At 67.7% G+C, this 17846-nt stretch carries 15 protein-coding genes and 1 riboswitch; of the genes, 4 read left to right on the top strand and 11 right to left on the bottom strand.

Going from position 1 to position 17846, the window contains the following annotated elements:
* Positions 1-262 precede the first annotated feature (262 nt).
* Positions 263-520 carry a hypothetical protein gene (locus CK625_RS03745; protein WP_143326169.1) on the top strand — a complete coding sequence of 86 codons (258 nt, stop codon included), beginning with the start codon at positions 263-265 and terminating at the stop codon, positions 518-520.
* A gap of 78 nt (positions 521-598) precedes the next feature.
* On the opposite strand, the gene CK625_RS03750 is transcribed toward CK625_RS03745, so the two are convergent.
* The 5 genes from CK625_RS03750 to CK625_RS03770 all read right to left on the bottom strand — a co-directional run bounded on the left by CK625_RS03750 (position 599) and on the right by CK625_RS03770 (position 7701).
* The gene (locus CK625_RS03750) at positions 599-1558 is read right to left on the bottom strand and encodes a helix-turn-helix transcriptional regulator (RefSeq protein WP_095538870.1); all 960 of its coding nucleotides are present in this window, start codon (positions 1556-1558) and stop codon (positions 599-601) included.
* 19 nt (positions 1559-1577) lie between these two features.
* Entirely contained in the window at positions 1578-3668 is a 2091-nt protein-coding gene (locus tag CK625_RS03755; RefSeq protein WP_172425078.1) for an ATP-binding protein, read from the bottom strand.
* Positions 3669-4056: 388 nt separating this feature from the next.
* The gene (gene ilvC, locus CK625_RS03760) at positions 4057-5073 is read right to left on the bottom strand and encodes a ketol-acid reductoisomerase (RefSeq protein WP_095538871.1); all 1017 of its coding nucleotides are present in this window, start codon (positions 5071-5073) and stop codon (positions 4057-4059) included.
* A 132-nt stretch (positions 5074-5205) separates the two neighbouring features.
* Entirely contained in the window at positions 5206-5697 is a 492-nt protein-coding gene (gene ilvN, locus CK625_RS03765) for an acetolactate synthase small subunit (RefSeq protein ID WP_095538872.1), read from the bottom strand.
* Positions 5698-5919: 222 nt separating this feature from the next.
* Positions 5920-7701 (bottom strand): acetolactate synthase 3 catalytic subunit, encoded by a 1782-nt coding sequence (locus CK625_RS03770; protein ID WP_095538873.1) that lies wholly within the window; start codon positions 7699-7701, stop codon positions 5920-5922.
* Positions 7702-8138: 437 nt separating this feature from the next.
* Here CK625_RS03770 and CK625_RS03775 point away from each other — a divergent pair, with 437 nt between their 5' ends.
* The 3 genes from CK625_RS03775 (at position 8139) to CK625_RS03785 (ending at position 10237) form a co-directional block, all read left to right on the top strand.
* Entirely contained in the window at positions 8139-8711 is a 573-nt protein-coding gene (locus CK625_RS03775) for an RNA polymerase sigma factor (protein WP_095538874.1), read from the top strand.
* Positions 8708-9187 carry a DUF3619 family protein gene (locus tag CK625_RS03780; RefSeq protein ID WP_095538875.1) on the top strand — a complete coding sequence of 160 codons (480 nt, stop codon included), beginning with the start codon at positions 8708-8710 and terminating at the stop codon, positions 9185-9187. The genes CK625_RS03775 and CK625_RS03780 overlap by 4 nt, the downstream gene beginning before the upstream one ends.
* Before the next feature lie 105 nt (positions 9188-9292).
* Positions 9293-10237 carry a DUF3106 domain-containing protein gene (locus tag CK625_RS03785; RefSeq protein WP_172425079.1) on the top strand — a complete coding sequence of 315 codons (945 nt, stop codon included), beginning with the start codon at positions 9293-9295 and terminating at the stop codon, positions 10235-10237.
* A 36-nt stretch (positions 10238-10273) separates the two neighbouring features.
* On the opposite strand, the gene CK625_RS03790 is transcribed toward CK625_RS03785, so the two are convergent.
* The 6 genes from CK625_RS03790 to CK625_RS03815 form a co-directional block, all read right to left on the bottom strand.
* Positions 10274-11230 (bottom strand): LLM class flavin-dependent oxidoreductase, encoded by a 957-nt coding sequence (locus CK625_RS03790; RefSeq protein ID WP_095538877.1) that lies wholly within the window; start codon positions 11228-11230, stop codon positions 10274-10276.
* 80 nt (positions 11231-11310) lie between these two features.
* A complete protein-coding gene (locus CK625_RS03795) occupies positions 11311-12123 on the bottom strand; it encodes an ABC transporter ATP-binding protein (RefSeq protein WP_095539080.1) in 813 nt (270 codons plus the stop codon).
* Positions 12124-12134: 11 nt separating this feature from the next.
* Complete coding sequence (locus CK625_RS03800) at positions 12135-13166, bottom strand: FecCD family ABC transporter permease (protein ID WP_095538878.1); 1032 nt, start codon at positions 13164-13166, stop codon at positions 12135-12137.
* Positions 13163-14278, bottom strand: a complete 1116-nt coding sequence (locus tag CK625_RS03805; protein ID WP_238945480.1) for an ABC transporter substrate-binding protein — start codon at positions 14276-14278, stop codon at positions 13163-13165. The genes CK625_RS03800 and CK625_RS03805 overlap by 4 nt, the downstream gene beginning before the upstream one ends.
* Positions 14275-16500: a TonB-dependent receptor gene (locus CK625_RS03810; RefSeq protein WP_095538879.1), complete on the bottom strand. Its 2226-nt coding sequence runs from the start codon at positions 16498-16500 to the stop codon at positions 14275-14277. The genes CK625_RS03805 and CK625_RS03810 overlap by 4 nt, the downstream gene beginning before the upstream one ends.
* Positions 16501-16652: 152 nt before the next feature.
* A riboswitch (cobalamin riboswitch) is annotated at positions 16653-16838 on the bottom strand.
* Between the two features lie 158 nt (positions 16839-16996).
* Complete coding sequence (locus CK625_RS03815) at positions 16997-17686, bottom strand: response regulator (RefSeq protein ID WP_095539082.1); 690 nt, start codon at positions 17684-17686, stop codon at positions 16997-16999.
* Between the last annotated feature and the right edge of the window lie 160 nt (positions 17687-17846).

Consider the following 17846-nt stretch of genomic DNA (forward strand, 5'->3'; position numbering starts at 1 on the left):
TTTCCTTTTTTGCTGCCGAGCTGCCCGCTACGATAGCGGCACTTTCCCAGTCCACAGCCCTGCGCCAGCAGCGTTGCCATGACCGGGAAAGCGCTGCAGCAGCGCTGCCCATCGCCCTCGATGGGCACAAGCTGCAAAACCATGCAGCCAAAAAAGTGCCGGGGCCTTGCGCCAACAATGCCCCGGCGTGTCACACAGCGATTGGCTCTCCTGGCCGTGCAGCACAGCCTGCCAGGAAAGCCATGCCATCAGGAGCATCGCCATGAAACGCCCGCAGTCTAGCAGTTTTACCCTCGGCAGCGCCCAACCCATCGAGCTGATCGAAGGCCGCCCAGCCGATCTGCAGATCCAGTCCTTTCACACCGCCATCAATGCGCTGAGCATGGCGCGCCACTATCTGCTGCAAGGCGATGAGCAAGCGGCCGAAAGCAAGGCCAGCGCCGCCCTGGCAGCCTTGCGCTGCCTGCTGGCCCAGGCGCAAGCTGGCGCTGTGCCCGCAGCCGGGGCTGCGGCGCATTGAGCCGCCGGCCGCCCGTGCGGCGGCGATTTGGCCTTGTCTTGGGGGGCAAGCAGCTGAGGCAAAAGGCAGAGCGCCCCATCACAGCGGCTGCTTGCTCACCTCGCGCACGGCGCTGCCAAAGCCGCGCAGCCACCAGTCCAGCATGGCGCTGTCGACCACGGTGGCGCTGATCTCCAGCAGGCCGTCGGCGCGCTGGCTGGCCTGTTGGTCGGTGGACAAGGGCGACTCCAGCAGGTGCAGGCCGGCGGCGTGCTCAATGCAAAAGCACAGCCTGATCTGGCGGCCTTCGCCAAAGCCGAAGCGGCCTTCGTCGTCGTATTGCTTGAGGTCAAAGCCCTTGGGGCGCTCAAATGTCAGGGTGGACATTTCGGCGCTGTGGATGCGGTTGAGGGCCAGGTTGCGCTCGTTGTCAAAGCCCCGGTAGCGGCCCACGATGTACAGGCGCACGCCTTGCTGCACCAGGCCCAGGGGCATGAAGTCAAAGCGGCTGCGCTTGCCGTTGGCGTTCTGGTAGTCCAGCTCCAGCCAGCAGTTGGCGTACAAGGCCTGGCTGACGGTGTCGAACACGCCGGGCCTGATGCGCGGGGGCAGCAGGGGCTGGCTGGTGGCCACCACGCGTACTTTGTACGGCCATTGACGCTCCAGATGCGCATGGGCCTCGTGGCCCAGGTTGCGCCGCGCCTGGCTGAAAAAGCCGCTCATGGCCCCCATCAGCCTGGGCGGCAGCAGGTGGCGCAAATGTTCTTCGGCCAGTTGCAGCAGCAGGGATTCCTGCGGCGTGAGCGTGGGCACGGCCAGGGCGCGGGCCTGCTGCAGCCAGCGATAGCCATAAGGCTTGCTGCGCTCGTCGCGCTCGATCTCGAAATGCTCACTGAGCATTTCCAGTTGGCGCTGGATGGTGCGCAGCTCGCGCTCGATGCCTGCATCGCGAAGCTGCTGGTGCAGCTCGGCGGCGGTGATCTTGCGGTGGCGGGGGATGCGCCGCAGCAACTCGATGGCAAGCTGCACGGTCTCCAGCGTGTCGGGGCGTTTGGCCATGGCCAGCAGTGAGTGGTGGTCAGATGAAACCCACAGCCTGCCGCGCGCCTTCTTTCAGGGCGCATTCGGCTTGCAGGGCCGAGACCAACGCGGCCGCAGATGCCATGGGACGAAAGCGGTGCTGACGCATGACGGCAGCAAAATCACCTGGGGTCAATTGCCGCAGGCGCGCCAGGCGCATGGCAACATCTTTTTCAGGTGGTGTGAATTGTAATATTTTGCAATATCTTTCCAGCAGGGCAAGGGCCTGTTCAGGGCGCAAAAAGTCGAATCGGACTTTCAAATCAAAGCGGCGCAGCGAGGCCGGATCCAGCCCTTGCATGAGGTTGGTCGAAGCGATGAACAGCCCTTCGAACGCCTCCATTTGCGTGAGCATTTCGTTGACCTGGCTGACTTCCCAGCTGCGCTGGGCGCTGCGGCGGTCTTGCAGGAAGCTGTCGACCTCGTCGATCATCAGCACCGCGCCTTCGGCCTGCGCTTGCCCGAAGGCGCGGGCAATGTTTTTCTCGCACTCGCCCACCCACATGGAGGCCAGGTCAGAAGCGCGCTTGACCATCAGCGGCGCGCCCAGTTGCTCGGCCACCCAGCGGCCATAGGCGGTTTTGCCCGAGCCGGGCGGCCCGTACAGGCACAGGCGGGCGCTGCGCGCAGTCTGCAAGCCGCTGGCAATGGCGGCCAGATCGGCATCGGCGTGGATGAAGGCGGGGTCGTAGATTTCGGGCGGGGCATCGGGCCCATGGGCTGCAAGCGGCGCAAGCGGGCGGTGCCCCTGGGCCTGCAACGTGCTGGAGATCAGGTGCTGCAAGGCCGCCGCCGGTGGTTGGCAGCCCAGCTCATCGCGCACCAGCCGCACGATGGCGCTGGCCCTGGTCACCACGGCAGGGGCCAGTGCTTCGGCCTGGGCCAGGCGCTCGATCTGGCGGGCGTCGAGCAAGTCGGCGCAGTGTTCGCGCAGGATGCGCTCGCGCTGCTTCTTGGGCGGCACGGGCAGCTCCAGCACCATGTCAAAGCGGCGCACAAAGGCCGGATCCAGACCGTCAATGGCGTTGGACAGCCACAGCGCAGGCACGGGGTTTTCTTCCAGCATGCGGTTGATCCAGGCCTTGCGCAGCTGGGCAGTGCTTTTGCCCCGCAGGCCATCGCCATCGTCAAACACGTCCTGCGCCTCATCGAACACCAGCAAGGCCTTGCGCTGCGCAAAAAAGCTCTGCGCAGCGCGAAAGGCGCGCAGGCGGCGATGGCCGTCAATGGGGTCGCCGTCTTCATCCTCGCTGGCAATCTCGAACGGCTCGCAGCCCAAGACCTGCGCCAGCACACGCGCCAGCTGGCTTTTGCCCGTGCCCGGCGCGCCGTGCAAGAAGATGTTGACGCCCCTGCGCCCTTGGGCCAGGGCGCGGCGCAAGTAAGGCAGCAGGATATTCAGTGAGTCTTGCACGTGCGCGTAGTCGGCAAGCTGCAAATGGCCAGGCGTTACGGGCGCGACCATGCCGCGCAGCAGATCGCCCGCATGGGCCTGGGTGCTGACCATCGTGTCGGCAAAGCCGTCCGAAAGCAGGTTCAGCTTGTAGCGCAGGCGCTGGCTGGACTTGTCCAGCACCAACAGGCCTGAGCGCGCCAGCGCGCCTTGCGCGCTCAGGGCGGTGCGAATGTCCGCTTCCGGCAAGTGCAACACCACGGACAGCGCATGAAAAGCCTTGGCCGAGGACAAATTGCCCAGCAGGTCGGCCGTGTCCTCCAGCACCCGCTCCATGCCAAGCATGACCGTGAATTCCAGCAATCGGCATTCGGTCGCGTTCAAACCCACCAAGGTCGCCAGCCGGTTGGCGTTATCGCGCAGCAGCTGCGGCGGCGCGGCGCTGCCGTGGGCTCGCTCTGCTTGCTGGTGCAGCCGCCGCAGCTCCATCAGTTCGCGCCTGGGGTCGGCCTCGTAATCGCTCTCCAGCCAATGGCGCATGCCCAGCGCCAAAGCCAGCCTGCTGTCGCACAGCCCATGTGCACCCAATGCTTCGCGGTACATGCCCAGCGGCACCAGCAAGCGCAGTATCCAGAGCCGCACAATGGACTCGTCAGCCTCGACACATCGGGATCGACGCCTGGAGGAATGGGACATACCTGCTCCTTTCGCATTGACAGGTCACCCATTATTGGAATATGTGCGACAAGCTGTGTCGCGGTGAGAAAAGGCAGGCGCTGCTGGATGGGGCTGGCAGGCGGCGCTGCGCGCGGGAACTGCGCGCGCACGGCTGAGGCGGCGCATGCGATCAGGGCGCGGGCAGTCAAAGAAGCAGTGCCTGCGCACCACATCCACACAGGGGGAACTGCCCCCAAAGTCCACAGCCCTCAAGCAGCAGACATGGATGCAAGGCAAAAAAACCTCGCCGGGCCCATTGACCCGGCGAGGTTTTGCTTGCATCTGGGCCTGTTCTGCCAATCCAGAAACACAAGCCTTACGAATCCGCAGATGAATGCCTGGCCGCGAGATTCGTACAGAGTCAGCCTCAGTTCTTGGCCTTGTCCACCAGCTTGTTCTTGGCGATCCAGGGCATCATGGAGCGCAGCTGGGCGCCGACCTGCTCGATCTGGTGGTCGGCCGTGTTGCGGCGGCGCGCCGTCATCGAGGGGTAGTTCAGGCGGCCTTCCTGGATGAACATCTTGGCGTATTCACCGTTCTGGATGCGCTTGAGCGCATGGCGCATGGCCTTGCGCGATTCTTCGTTGATGACCTCCGGGCCGGTGACGTACTCGCCATACTCGGCGTTGTTGGAGATGGAGTAGTTCATGTTGCCGATGCCGCCTTCGTAGATCAGATCGACGATGAGCTTGAGCTCGTGCAGGCATTCGAAGTAGGCCATCTCAGGGGCGTAGCCGGCTTCGACCAGGGTCTCAAAGCCCATTTTGATCAGCTCCACAGCGCCACCGCAGAGCACGGCCTGCTCGCCGAACAGGTCGGTCTCGGTTTCTTCCTTGAAGTTGGTCTCGATGATGCCGGCCTTGCCGCCGCCATTGGCCATGGCGTAAGACAGGGCCAGATCGCGCGCCTTGCCGGACTTGTCCTGGTGCACAGCCACCAGGTGCGGCACGCCGCCGCCTTGCGTGTAGGTATTGCGCACGGTGTGGCCGGGGGCCTTGGGCGCGACCATCCACACATCCAGGTCGGCGCGCGGCACGACCTGGCCATAGTGCACGTTGAAGCCGTGCGCAAAGGCCAGCGAGGCACCCTTCTTGATGTTGGGCTCGACCTGCTCCTTGTAGACGGCGGCAATGTCCTCATCGGGCAGCAGGATCATCACCACGTCGGCTTTCTTGACGGCGGCGGCCACTTCCATGACTTTCAGGCCGGCCTTCTCGGCCTTGGACCAGGAGGCGCCGCCCTTGCGCAGGCCGACGATGACCTTGACCTTGCTGTCGTTGAGGTTCTGGGCGTGGGCATGGCCCTGGCTGCCATAGCCGATGATGGCCACCGTCTTGCCTTTGATGAGGCTCAGATCACAGTCTTTGTCGTAAAACACTTTCATGGGTTTGCTCTCCTGGTCGAAAAAAAGGTCTGGATAGGTTGCCGCCCAGCGCGGCCGGCAGCCGTCTTTCTTGAATGCGTTGCAGGCGCGCGCCATGCGCGGCGGGATGCCCGCAGCCTGCTCAGAGCCTGTTCAGAGCCGCAGCACACGCTCGCCACGGCCAATGCCGTTGGGGCCGGTGCGCACGGTCTCGAGGATGGCCGAGCGATCCAGCGCGCCCAGGAAGGCGTCGATCTTGCCCTGGTCGCCCGTCAGCTCGATGGTGTAGCTCTTGTCGGTCACATCGATGATGCGCCCGCGGAAGATGTCGGTGGTGCGCTTGATTTCCTCGCGCTCCTTGCCGGCGGCGCGCACCTTGACGATCATCAGTTCGCGCTCGGTGTAGGCGCCATCGGTCAGATCCACGACCTTGACCACCTCGATCAGGCGGTTGAGGTGCTTGGTGATTTGCTCGATGGTGTCGTCCGAGCCCACGGTCTGGATCGTCATGCGCGAGAGCGAAGGATCCTCGGTGGGGGCCACGGTGAGCGATTCGATGTTGTAGCCGCGGGCGGAAAACAGCCCGACGACGCGCGAGAGTGCACCGGGCTCGTTCTCGAGCAGCACGGCAATGATGTGTCGCATGAAAGAACTCCTCTTTTCGCCGCCCTCCCCCGGCCACGGTAATGGCCAGGCTTGGCAAGCAATTGACTCATCCCTCAGGGGAAAAATGGATGTTTGAATGGATGTCTGAATAGGGCTGGCCCGCGCCCGGCTGCACCAGGTGCCCGGCCAGCCAGGGCCTGCTGTGGCAAGGCACGGGCCAGAGGCATGGCATGGTGTGGCCACCCTGGCGCCATGACTGGCTTACAGGTCTTCGGCGCTGAGCAGCATTTCGGTAATGCCCTTGCCGGCCTGCACCATCGGGAAGACGTTTTCGCTGGGGTCGGTGCGGAAGTCCAGAAACACCGTGCGGTCCTTGAGCTTGCGCGCCTCGCGCAAGGCGCCTTCCACGTCCTGCGGGCGCTCGATCAGCAGGCCCACGTGGCCATAGGCCTCGGCCAGCTTGACGAAGTTGGGCAGCGCGTCCATGTAGCTCTGGCTGTAGCGGCCCGAGTACTCGATCTCCTGCCACTGGCGCACCATGCCCAGGTAGCGGTTGTTCAGCGCGCAGATCTTGATCGGCGTGTTGTATTGCAGGCAGGTGGAGAGCTCCTGGATGCACATCTGCACCGAGCCTTCGCCGGTGATGCAGAACACCTCGCTCTTGGGCTTGGCCAGCTTGATGCCCATCGCATACGGGATGCCCACGCCCATGGTGCCCAGGCCGCCGGAGTTGATCCAGCGGCGCGGCTCGTCGAAGCGGTAGTACTGCGCAGCCCACATCTGGTGCTGACCAACGTCGGAGGTGATGTACACATCGTCGCCGCGCGTCATGTTCCACAGCGTCTCGACCACGTACTGGGGCTTGATGACGTCCTTGTTGGCGCGGTCGTAGTCCAGGCATTTGCGCTCGCGCCAGCCTTCGATCATTGCCCACCAGGCCTTGAGCGCCTGGGCGTCGGGCTTCTCGTCGGTCTCCTCGAGCATGTTCAGCAGCTCGGTGAGCACGTCCTTGCAGTCGCCCACGATGGGCACCTGCACCTTGACGCGCTTGGAGATCACCGAAGGGTCGACGTCGATGTGGATGATCTTGCGCTCGTTCTGCGCAAAGTGCTTGGGGTTGCCGATGACGCGGTCGTCAAAGCGCGCGCCAATGGCAATCAACACATCGCAGTGCTGCATGGCGTTGTTGGCCTCGACCGTGCCGTGCATGCCCAGCATGCCCAGGAACTTCGGGTCGGAAGCCGGGAAGGCCCCCAGCCCCATCAGCGTGTTCGTCACCGGGTAGCCCAGGCGGTCGGCCAGCGCGCGCACTTCCTGCGTGGCATTGCCCAGGATTGCCCCGCCGCCCACGTAAATGTAGGGCCGCTTGGCTGCCAGCAGGTACTGCATGGCCTTGCGAATCTGCCCGGTATGCCCTTTGCGCACCGGGTTGTACGAGCGCATCTCGACGGTTTCCGGGTAGCCGGTATAGGGCACTTTCTTGAACGACACGTCTTTGGGGATGTCGATCACCACCGGGCCGGGGCGGCCCGAGCGCGCAATGTGGAATGCCTTCTTGACGATGATGGCCACGTCCTCGGCGCGCTTGACCAGGAAGTTGTGCTTGACCACGGGCCGCGTGATGCCCACCGTGTCGCACTCCTGGAAGGCATCCTGCCCGATCGACGGCGCCGGCACCTGGCCGGAGATCACCACCAGCGGAATGCTGTCCATATAGGCCGTGGCCAGGCCCGTGACCGCATTGGTCAGGCCCGGGCCGGAGGTCACCAGCGCCACGCCCACCTCGCCCGTTGCGCGGGCGTAGCCATCGGCCGCATGCACGGCCGCCTGCTCGTGGCGCACCAGCACGTGCTGCACCTGCTCCTGCCGGTACAGCGCGTCGTAGATGTAGAGCACCGCCCCGCCTGGATAGCCCCAGATGTGCTTGACCCCTTCGGCGGCCAGCGCCTTCATCAGAATTTCTGCGCCCATCAATTCGACAGGCGCGCTCGATTGCTGCACGGCCTGCGCCGCAGCAGTGGTTTCTGTCTTGGAGATTTCCATGGATGAACCTTCTGAGATTTTCGAAATGAAAAACCTTCGGTGCCCCTCACCCGGACTCTTGTGAAGCAGGCTCAGGACTTGAGAATGTGATTGCGGGCACCGTCGCGGCCGCGCCGCCTTGGCCCCACCACACTCCGTTTGACTGTGGGAGGATGGAGGAAAAGCGCGCATTATTGCATTGAATTGCAAACGTCCCGGGCAGTGCGACCGAAAATTCTGTCGCTGCGGCGATAGCCGCTGCCCGCCTGCGTTCTGCGCGCTGCGGCTGGTTTCTCTTGGCACAATGCCGCCCTGGCGATGCCAGCGCCATCCAGCGCCTGCATTGCGCCATGCGGCCCTGGGCCTTGCCCGCCCGCCCAACTCTTGTCCTGCCCGCTGCGAGCGGTGCAGGTTTTGCGCTGCCTTCGACGGTTGCGCCCACTCTTTCCAAGTCTGCTTTGGCCTCGGAACAAGAATTTGCAGATTTCCTTCGTGACGTGGAAAAGCGCGCCTACAAGCGCGCGCTGTTTCACGTCAAGGACGAAAACGCTGCCTTGGACATCGTGCAAGACAGCATGCTGCGCCTGGCCGAGCACTACGCCGACAAGCCCATCGAGGAGATGCGCATGCTCTTCAGCCGCATCCTCATCAACACCACGATGGACTGGTTCCGGCGGCAGAAAACGCGCAAAGCCGTCATCAGCAACTTCAGTGATTTCGAGCGCAGCGGCGCCGATGAGAAAGACCAGTTCTCGCTGCTGGAGCACCACATTGGCCCAGGTCAGGCGCAGCAGTGCGAAAGCGCCGAATCGGCCACCGAGCGCAAGCAGGTGTTCGAGATGATCGAAGACGCCATCGGCAAGCTGCCGGCGCGTCAACGCGAAGCCTTCATCATGCGTTACTGGGAAGATATGGATGTTGCAGAAACGGCAGCGGCCATGGGGTGTTCCGAGGGCAGCGTGAAAACCCATTGCCACCGCGCCGTGCAGGCCCTGAGCCAAATGCTCGGGGCATCGGGGATCAAACTATGAACACACACAATCAGACCGCGCCGCGCGCCGCCACGGACCTCAGCGCCGCACAGGCCCAGCGCCTCGGCATCGCGCTGGGCAAAGCCTTGCGCCAAGCCGAACACGCCCAGCCGATGGGGCACGACATTGGCCAGCGCCTGCGCATTGCCCGCCAGCAGGCCATGGCCGCACACCAGTTGGCCCTGCTGCGCCAGCAGCAAGCCAGCACCGTTACAAGCCAGCCTGCCCCGCGCCGCGCCATGGCCTGGTGGAAAAAAACCTTGGCCCTGCTGCCCCTGGCTGCCGCCGGTGCCGGCGTGATGTTCACGCAAGGCGCGGTCAGCAATGACGGAGGCGCCGAGATGGCCCAGACCGACACGCACATCCTCTCGCATGAGCTGCCGCCCTCGGCCTTGTCCGATCCTGGCTTTCAGCAGTTCCTGAAAAACCAGCGCATCGCCCCGCCAGCCTCAGCGCCGCAGCAGGGCAACCAATGAACACCACCTGGGGCCGTCTGGCCCCAGGCCTTCATGGGCAGAGCCCTGCTGCCGCGCACATCTGCCATACCATACGGGGCCTTGCCCCCGTCCCCCTGCCCGCCTGTGCCATCCACTGCCCGCCCCATCCCCTCCACCACCGCTGAAACACGCAGCAACCGGCCGGCAGCTGCGCTGGGCTTGGCCAGCCTGCTGCTGCTGACGCTGAGCTGGGCCGGCTTCCAACAACCCCTGCTTGCGCCGGCACTGCCCCCTGGCATCGTCTATGCCGGGCCCCTGATCCTGCAGGGCAACCCCCAGCCCCTGCCCGATCTGGACACCCCCGCGCCCACCACCACCCAGGACAGCGTCACCAGCGGCCTGCACATCACCCGCCCGATCTGGGCCGATCTGCCCGAAGAACAACAAACCCTGCTGGCCGGGCTCCAGCCCCTGTGGCCCTTCATCAGCAGTGCGGAAAAACGCCGCTGGCAAGCCATTGCCAGGCAGGCCAAGTCGCTGGACGAGCACGCCCGCCAGCACTTGGTGCGCAACATCGCCCTGTGGGGCGCCCTGAGCGAGCCGCAGCGCCACGCCATCCGCCAACAGTACCAGCACCTGGACGAGACCGAGCTGCTGCGCCTGGCCCAGGCCTGGCGCGATTACCAACAGCTCTCGCCCGAGCAGCGCCTGGCCCTGCTGCAGCAAGCCACGCAGCAGCCCCAGGCCGCCAAGGCGCGGCCCGGCAGCACTGGCCATGCCGCCGCACCCCGGCGCGGCCACAATCTGGTGCGCATCCCCGCTGCCAGCCAGAGCGGGCCCGGCCTGTCCAACCTGCCCAAAATCCCGCTGCAGCCGGTGCGCTTCAATCGCCGCAGCAGCCCGCCTGCTGCCGCCAAGCCCGCCAGCCCCGCAACCGAACCTGCGCTGAGCACCGTCACCACCGTCCAGGTGGATGCCGCGCCCGCCCCCACGCCCCCGCAGGCGCCGCCGGTGAGCGCCCCCCCAGTGCGCTACTGGCACGGCATCCCCATCACCCCGCCAGAGCCCGCCCCCATCTACGCCAACTGAGCGCCGCTGCGCTGGGCCCCTTCACAATGCCCCGGCTCACGCTTTGCTGCGCAATGCAGGCATAGCCTCCCGGGCGAACAGGCGCATGGCGGCCAGGGCCGCCGGCCAGTCCAGCAGGCCATTGGCGTTGAAGACCAGGCGCAGATGGGCGCAGCCCGTGCGCTGTTGCAATTGGCGCAGCTGGGCCACGCACTGCTCGGGCGTGCCGTGGATGAATTGCTCGCGCAGGGCTTTGGCGGTGTCCAGCGCGGGCACTTGTTCGGGTGTTTGGCCGCGCTTGGCGGCAAAGTACAGGCGGCGCTGCCAGAGCTTGGGCCACAGGGCCTGCAATTGGGCCTGCACGTCTTGCGCCGTGGCGCCGATGACGACGTAGCGCGAGATGGGCGAGCGCTGCCGCAGGGCCTGGGCCTCTGGGTGGCGGCCTTGCTGGGCGCAGGCGGCGTCCAGGCGTTCGAGTTGCACGGTCTCGGGCGGCTCCAGGCTCAGCAGCAAGGCGATGCGCTGGGCCACGGCAAAGGCAATGCTTTCTTCAGAACTGGCCGCCAGGTACAGCGGCAGCGCGCTGGCGTCGCTGGCTTCGGTTGAGAGGGCCTGCTGCAGCGCCAGCACGCAGCGCTCCATGCTCTCGCGCGCCTGCTCGGGGGCGATGCCCAGTTGCTGCAAGGTGGCCGGGTCGGTGCCGCGGCCAATGCCAGCGTCAAAACGTCCGCCGCTTTGGAATTGCAGTTGCTGCACCTGCTCGGCCAACAGCTGCGGCCGGTGCAGCGGCGCCACCAGCACCGAGCTGCCCACGCGCAGGCGCTGCGTGCGCGCCAGCACGGCGGCGGCCAGCAGCATCGGGCAGGGGTAAGGCCAGGCCTGCTCTTGCAGGCGAAATTCATGGAACCAGACGCCGTCGTAGCCCAATGCTTCGGCCTGCTCGAACAAGGCCAGAAATTCCCGGTGCGGGCCTTGCGTGGCCTCTCGCGACCAGCCGGCCAGGTCGATGCGCAAGGGCTGGACAGGGGGGTAAGTGGGGGGATGGGAAAAGTCTCGGGCCATGGTTGTGGATCGCGTTTTCTGGGCCTGTTCATTCACGAGATCGGCCATTGAGCGGGCCACTGCGCGCGCAGCAGCACCTGCGGCGGCGTGCCGATGCGCTCAAAGCGCACGCCGAAATGCGCATCCAGGCGCTCGTCCAAGGCCAGCTCCGGGCCACCGTCGAGCACGATGCGCCCCTGGGCCATGACGAGGATGCGCCCAAAGCACTGCAAGGCCAGCTCCAGATCGTGCATGACCACGACCACCAGCTGCGTGCGCCCGCGCTGGGCCAGCGTATGCACCAGCTCCAGGCGGTGGCGCACGTCCAGCGCCGCGCCCGGCTCATCGGCCAGCAGGATGGGCGGCTGCGCCGCCAGCACGGTGGCCAGCAGCACGCGCGCCTGCTCGCCACCCGAGAGGCTGGACCAGCGCCGCGACGCAAACGCGCCCAGGCCCTGGGCCTGCAGCAGCTGCGCCGGGCTCTGGCCCAGCCCGGGCTGCAGCGCCAGGCGCACCTGCAGCAGCTCCTGCACCGTCAAATCCCAATGCGGCGTGAATTGCTGCGGCATGTAGCCGATGTGGCGGGCGCGCTCGGCCACCGGCATGGCCGCCAGCGGCCGGCCATGCAGCAGCACCTGCCCGGCATCGGGGGCGCTCAGGCCGGCCAGCACCGACAGCAGGCTGGACTTGCCCGCGCCATTGGGCCCCACCAGGGCCACGGCGCCGCGCGCTGGCAGCTGCACGTCGATGCCTGCCAGCACCTGGCGCTGCTGGCGACGCAGCCGCACGCCATGCAGGGCCAGGGCCGGCGATGCGCTGTCCGCTGCAGGATGGGCGCCAGGCTGGCGATCAGACTCAAACACCATGCTCATTGCCATCATTGCCGCAGCCGGCGCGCCAGCAAGATGATGAAAAACGGCCCGCCGGCCAGGGCCGTGACCAGGCCCAGCGGCACCTCGGCCGGGGGCAGCACGGAGCGCGCCAGCGCATCGGCCAGGGTGACGACGATGGCGCCGATCAGGGCCGAGGCGGGCAGCACGTGGCGGTGCAGCGCCCCGACCTGCCAGCGGGCGATGTGCGGCGCGGCCAGGCCCACGAAGGCCACCAGCCCGCCCCAGGCCACCGCCACGGCCACGGTCAGCGCGCCGGCCACCACGGCCCAGGGCACGAAGCGCGTCACGTTCAGGCCAAAGCCCTGCGCCAGCTGCGGCCCCAGGCCCAGCAAATCCAGCCCGCGCGCGGTGCGCTGGGCCATGAAGGCGCAGCCCAGCGTAGCCGCCAGCAGCCCCAGCAGGCCCGGCCAGCTGGGGGTTTGGATGCCGCCGAGCATCCAGCTCATCACCACTTGCAGGCTGACGGTTTCGTCCGACAGCGCCAACATCAAAAACGAGCGCAGCGCGCCCAGCACGGCGGCGATGGCCACGCCAGCCAGCAGCATGCCGGCCGCATCCAGCGCGCCGGCCACCCGGGCCACACCCAGCACCAGCAGCGTCGCGCCCCAGGCGCCGGCAAAGGCCAGCGCGGGCAGCAGCCAGGCGCTGGGCAGGCCCAGCGGCACCAGCAATGCCACGCTGGCGCCCAGCGCCGCGCCACCGGAGGCGCCCAGCAGATAAGGCTCGGCCAGCGGGTTGCGAAACACCCCTTGGAAGATCGCGCCCGACAGCCCGAGCAAGGCCCCGACCAGGGCGGCAGCCAGCACGCGCGGCAGGCGCCATTGCAGCAGCAGGCGGCTGCTCAGGGCCTCGTCGCCGCCCAGCGCGGCCAGCGCGGCCGCCGGGCTGGCCCAGCGGTGCCCGGCGCAGGCGGCCAGCAGCAGCGCCAGCGCCAACAGGGCCGCGCTCAGGGCAAGAAAGCGCCGCCAGCGGGTCTGGGCCTGGGCAGCGTCAACCAAAGGACTCGCAAGCGTCATGGCGGCGTGGGCGTGGGCGTGGGCGTGGGCGTGGGCGTGGGCGTGGGCGTGGGCGCGGGCGTGGGCGCGGGCGCGGCCTGCGCCGCGCCGGGCAGCAGCTGGCCGGCGCGTTGCGGGTGCAGGGCCTGAAACAGTTTTTCGATGCCGTCGATGGTGCGCGGGCCAGGGATGAGGAATTCGGCGCGCGCCACCGTCAGCGTGCGCCCGGCGCGCACGGCCGGCAGGTCGCGCCAGCCGGGGCTTTGCAGCAGCTCGTCAAAGGCCGCCTGGGTGCCGGCAAAGAGCAGCACCTCGGGCGCGGCGGCCAGCACGGCCTCGGGCGAGACCTGGGCCAGCGGCCCCAGGCCTTGCAGGGCGTGGCGCGCGCCGGCAAGCTCAACGGCCTCGGCCGTGTAGCTGCCGGGCCGGGCCACCAGCAACATGCCATTGCCCATGCGGCCGGTGATGAGCACGGCGCTGGGCGCGGCCCCCGGCGGCACGCTGCGGGCGATGCGATCGAGCCGCGCCTGCAATTGCGCCGCCAGGCATTGGCCCCGCTCTGGCACGCCGGCGGCGCGGGCCACCAGGCGCAGGTTGTCCAGCACCTCGCCCACGGAACGACTGAGCAGCACCATCACCGGCACGCCGATGCGCTGCATGGGCTCGACCAATTGGTGCGCAGCCTGGCGCGCCGGGGTGACGATGACCAGCTCAGGCGCCAGCGCGGTGACGGCATCGACCGAAAAGCCCAGCCGCCCGCCCACCTTGGGCAGGCCCAGCACGGCCTTGGGGTAGCGGGTGTAGTCCTCCACGCCGACGATGCGCCCGGCCAGGCCCAGATAGGCCACCAGCTCGGTGTTGGAGGAAAAGATCGTCACGATGCGCTGCGGCGGGCGCGGCAGCGCCACCTCGCGCCCCAGCGCATCGCGCAGCAGCACGGGGGCGCTGGCTGCGGGCTTTGCGGCCTGCTCATGCAGGCAGTGCGCCAGCCAGGGGCTGGCCCCGCTGGCTGGATCGGCTGGCGCCGCGCCGCTGGCCCAGGCAGGCCAGGCTGACCAGGCCAGCGCGGGCAGCAGCGCTGCGCACAGCCCGCGCAAATCCGCCCTCCCCCTGCGGCGGCCGCTGGCGCTCAAAAACGCGCCTCCAGGCCAAGCTGGAATTCGCGCCCGGGCATGGAGGTGCCGCAGCCGCCGTTCTGGAAGCGCCGATCAGAGATGCAGGCCGCGCCGCGGTCGGTGGAGATGAAGATCGGGTGCTGGTTCTTGTCCAGCAGGTTGTTGACCGCCGCAAACAGGCGCAGGCTTTGGCTGAGCTGGTACTGGCCGCGCAGGTTCCAGACCGTGAAGCTGCCCTTGCGGTGCAGGAAGGCGCGGCGCGGCTCGGCCTGCGGGATCAGCAGCGACTCCTCCGTGTCGTACCACATCGGCCCGCGCAGAATGCCCGCCAGCTGCACATTCCAGGCGCCGGGCCTGCCCTCGCGGCCCTGGCCGTAGCGCAGCCCGGCCGAGAGCGCGTGGCGGTACATGCGCTGCACGCGCTGGCTGGCCAGCGCAGCGGCGGCGCCCTTGTCCTGCATGGTGAAGTGGTAGTAGCCGTGGCCGAACAGGCTCAGCGCCGGTGCGCCCGCGCCCCAGCCCAGGGCCTGATCCAGGCGCAAGTGCGCGCTGACCTCCAGGCCGCGCGCGACGATGTTGGCGCGGTTGTTGCCGTAGTCCGAGGTGTTGGTGCCCGGCCCGCGCGAGATGGTGATGATGCGATCGCTGATGGTGTTCTGGAACAGCGCGCCATCGAGCCGCCAGGCCGCGCCCTGCCAGGTCGCGCCCACTTCCAGCTGGCGCGCGCGCTCGGGCTTGAGGTTCGGGTTGCCAAAGCTGCGCCCGCCGCCCAGCGCGGTGAAGTCTGCGGCCAGCTCGGTGGCCGTGGGCGCGCGAAAGCCCGTGGCCGCCAGCGCCCGCAGGCTGGTTTGCTCGCTCAAGCGGTAGGTGGCGCCCAGCGACCAGGTCAGCGCGTCGTAGGAGCGCGCCGCCGCGCGCTGCGCCGCCAGGTGCGGGGTGTCGTCAAAATGCGTGCGGCCCCAGGTCTTGCGCAGGCCGCCGCGCAGCGTCAGGCGGTCATCGAGCAGGCGCTGCGCGTCCTCGAAGTACAGCGCATGCACCTGCTCGGTCTGGTTGTAATCGATGGGCGGCACCTGCCGGGCGGGGCCGCCGGGCACGGGCAGGCGCTCGCGCTGCGAGCGCAGCTTGCTGCGCTCGGTGTCGTAGCCCAGCAGCAAGTCGTTGCTGGGCGTGAGCGCCGCGCGCGCATGCAGGCGCGCGCCCGTGGCATCGAGGTTGCGGCGGTTGTAGTCGCGCGCTGTGCCCGGCGCAGGGTTGCTGCCCGAGCGGATCACCGGCGAAGCCCAGTTGAACTCGTCCATGTCCTTGAGGCGGTACAGGTGCGCCGTCCAGCCCAGGCGCTGATCGGCGCTGGCGCCGTCATAGACCAGATCCAGCGAGCGGTTGGAGCGGTTGTCCCGGCTCAAGGTGTTGGCGCCCGAGCCGCGAAAGCCCGCATCGAAGATGCCATCGGTGCGCAGGTTCACATCCAGCCGGTGCTGCTCGTTCAGCTGCCAGCCCCAGGCGGCGCTGGCGCCACGGCGGCGCCAGGCGGTGTTTTCCATGCGGTGGCCCAGGCCGCTGTCGTAATCCTCGCGCCCGCCGGCGGAGACGCCGACGAACCAATCCATGTTGCCGCTGGCGCCGCTGGTCTGCGCCTGGGCGTGGTACTGCCCCCAGGAGCCGCCGCGCAGCTGCACACTGGCAGGCGGCTGGCCCTGGCCGCTTTTCATGATGACGTTGACGATGCCGCCCATGTTCTGGCTGCCGTACAGCACTGAGGATGGGCCGCGCACGATCTCGATGCGCTCGACCTCGGCCGGGCTGAGCTTGGAGAGATTGGCCGTGCCCGCGCGGCGGCCATTGACCAGCACCAGCACCTGGCTGCGAAAGTCGCGCCCCTGGCCATCGGTGGCCGCGCCGCGTAGATTCATCGAAGTCTGCGCCGCCGTCCACTCGCTGAAAAAGCCCACGGCGTGCTCGGCCAGCAAATCCGTCACCGAGCGCGCCGACGAATGTTCGATCGCCTCGCGCCCGATCACCTGGGTCGTGCCGGCGATGCGGCTGCGCTCCTCAGGGCGGGCCGTGGCGGTGACGAACACCTCATCGAGCGTCGCCACCGCATCGACCGCAGCCGGCTGCTGGGCCAGCGCCGGCGCGCACAGGCTGGCGCAGGCCAGCGCCACACTGGCCAGGCAGCCGGCAGGTCGAGAATGCCCAGGCGCAGCGCAGCCCAGGCCCGATGTCAAGAAACGGGTCATTGAATTTCCCCTTGCCGCGCCAACCCGCGCGGCCTGCACACACTCAGCGCCCCGGCCCGCCGCCTTGCCAGGCCACGCGCCCTGCACGGGGCGGCGGCTGAAGCAAGAAGAGTGGCGGGCGTGCAAAGACGCCACCAGGGTGGTTTCGCAGCCGGTCTCCGGGCTCGTTCAGGCCGCAGGCGCGCATCAAGGCAATGCGCCTGCAAAACACCGCCGGGCCTTCCCATGGCGCAGGGCCACAGTGGCAGCCACCGGCAGCGTGCAGCAGCCGGGGCCAGGGCGGATACAAGAACCTACCGTTGCGGGGGCAGCGCAGGCTTGGGCACACCTGCTTCCCGCCGGGCCTTGGGCCGCGCAGCACAGGCTGCGCGCCCCTCCAGGCCCGGCCGCCAGCGGCATGCTGGCGGACACCACGAAACACTGCGGCCGCGCGCACAGCAGCGTGCGGCCGCGCAAAAGGCGCGCATTGTAGTTCGATGAGAGTCTGTTCTCGATCTCAGTCGGGCTTGTCGCCCTCCTCATCGGCCAGGCCATGCTCGACCACGTAGACCGCGATCTGCACGCGGCTGTTGAGGTTGAGTTTCTTGAGCACGTTCTGCACATGAATCTTGACGGTGCTCTCGGTCACGTCCAGCTCGCGGGCGATGACTTTGTTGCTGGCGCCGCGCGCCAGCAGGCGCGCCACCTGCACCTCACGCGCCGTCAGGCGGCTGCGCTGGGCCTCGCCGTCGGCCGGCGCGGGCGGGGCTGGCGGCGTCTGGGTCTGGTGGCGAAACTGCTCGACCAGCTTGGCCGTCATGCCCGGGTCGATCACGGGCTCGCCCGCCACGGCGCGGCGGATGCCCTGCACCAGGGCCTCGGCGTCGATGTTCTTGAGCAGGTAGCCGCGCGCGCCGCTGCGCAGCGCCTGCGCCAGCTCCTCGCCCTCCTCGGAGACGGTCAGCACCATCACCGCACTCTCGGGCACGTCCTGCGAGAGCATTTGCAGCACCTCCAGGCCGCTGGGGCCGGGCATGTTCAAGTCCAGCAGGATCACGTCCGGGCGCAGCTCCTTGGCGCGCTTGAGGCCTTCAATGCCATCGGGCGCCTCGCCCACGATCTCAAAGTCCTCCTGGCGCTTGAGCAGCAGGCGCAGGCCGGAGCGAAACAAGGTGTGGTCGTCGATGAGCAGAATGCGGATGGTCATGGATGTGTCGTGGGGGGATTTTCTGTCTTGGTTTTTCATGTGCGCGTCATGCGCGCCGCAAGGCCCGCGCCCTGGCGGGCGGCCATGGGCGTCGCGGTTGCGATCGTACGGGCAATATGGGCAGTACGCGGGCAGTACGGGCAGATGGGGGCGGCGCGCA

Source organism: Vandammella animalimorsus (genome assembly GCF_002285265.1).
In the GTDB taxonomy this organism is placed as follows: domain Bacteria; phylum Pseudomonadota; class Gammaproteobacteria; order Burkholderiales; family Burkholderiaceae_C; genus Lampropedia.

Excerpts from the sequence above, each read along its gene's own strand:
- CK625_RS03770 (WP_095538873.1), bottom strand. The coding sequence starts at position 7,701 with ATGGAAATCTCCAAGACAGAAACCACTGCTGCGGCGCAGGCCGTGCAG.
- CK625_RS03780 (WP_095538875.1), top strand. The coding sequence starts at position 8,708 with ATGAACACACACAATCAGACCGCGCCGCGCGCCGCCACGGACCTCAGC.
- ilvC (WP_095538871.1), bottom strand. The coding sequence starts at position 5,073 with ATGAAAGTGTTTTACGACAAAGACTGTGATCTGAGCCTCATCAAAGGC.
- CK625_RS03815 (WP_095539082.1), bottom strand. The coding sequence starts at position 17,686 with ATGACCATCCGCATTCTGCTCATCGACGACCACACCTTGTTTCGCTCC.
- CK625_RS03795 (WP_095539080.1), bottom strand. The coding sequence starts at position 12,123 with ATGGTGTTTGAGTCTGATCGCCAGCCTGGCGCCCATCCTGCAGCGGAC.
- CK625_RS03745 (WP_143326169.1), top strand. The coding sequence starts at position 263 with ATGAAACGCCCGCAGTCTAGCAGTTTTACCCTCGGCAGCGCCCAACCC.
- CK625_RS03810 (WP_095538879.1), bottom strand. The coding sequence starts at position 16,500 with ATGACCCGTTTCTTGACATCGGGCCTGGGCTGCGCTGCGCCTGGGCAT.
- CK625_RS03750 (WP_095538870.1), bottom strand. The coding sequence starts at position 1,558 with ATGGCCAAACGCCCCGACACGCTGGAGACCGTGCAGCTTGCCATCGAG.
- ilvN (WP_095538872.1), bottom strand. The coding sequence starts at position 5,697 with ATGCGACACATCATTGCCGTGCTGCTCGAGAACGAGCCCGGTGCACTC.
- CK625_RS03800 (WP_095538878.1), bottom strand. The coding sequence starts at position 13,166 with ATGACGCTTGCGAGTCCTTTGGTTGACGCTGCCCAGGCCCAGACCCGC.
- CK625_RS03755 (WP_172425078.1), bottom strand. The coding sequence starts at position 3,668 with ATGTCCCATTCCTCCAGGCGTCGATCCCGATGTGTCGAGGCTGACGAG.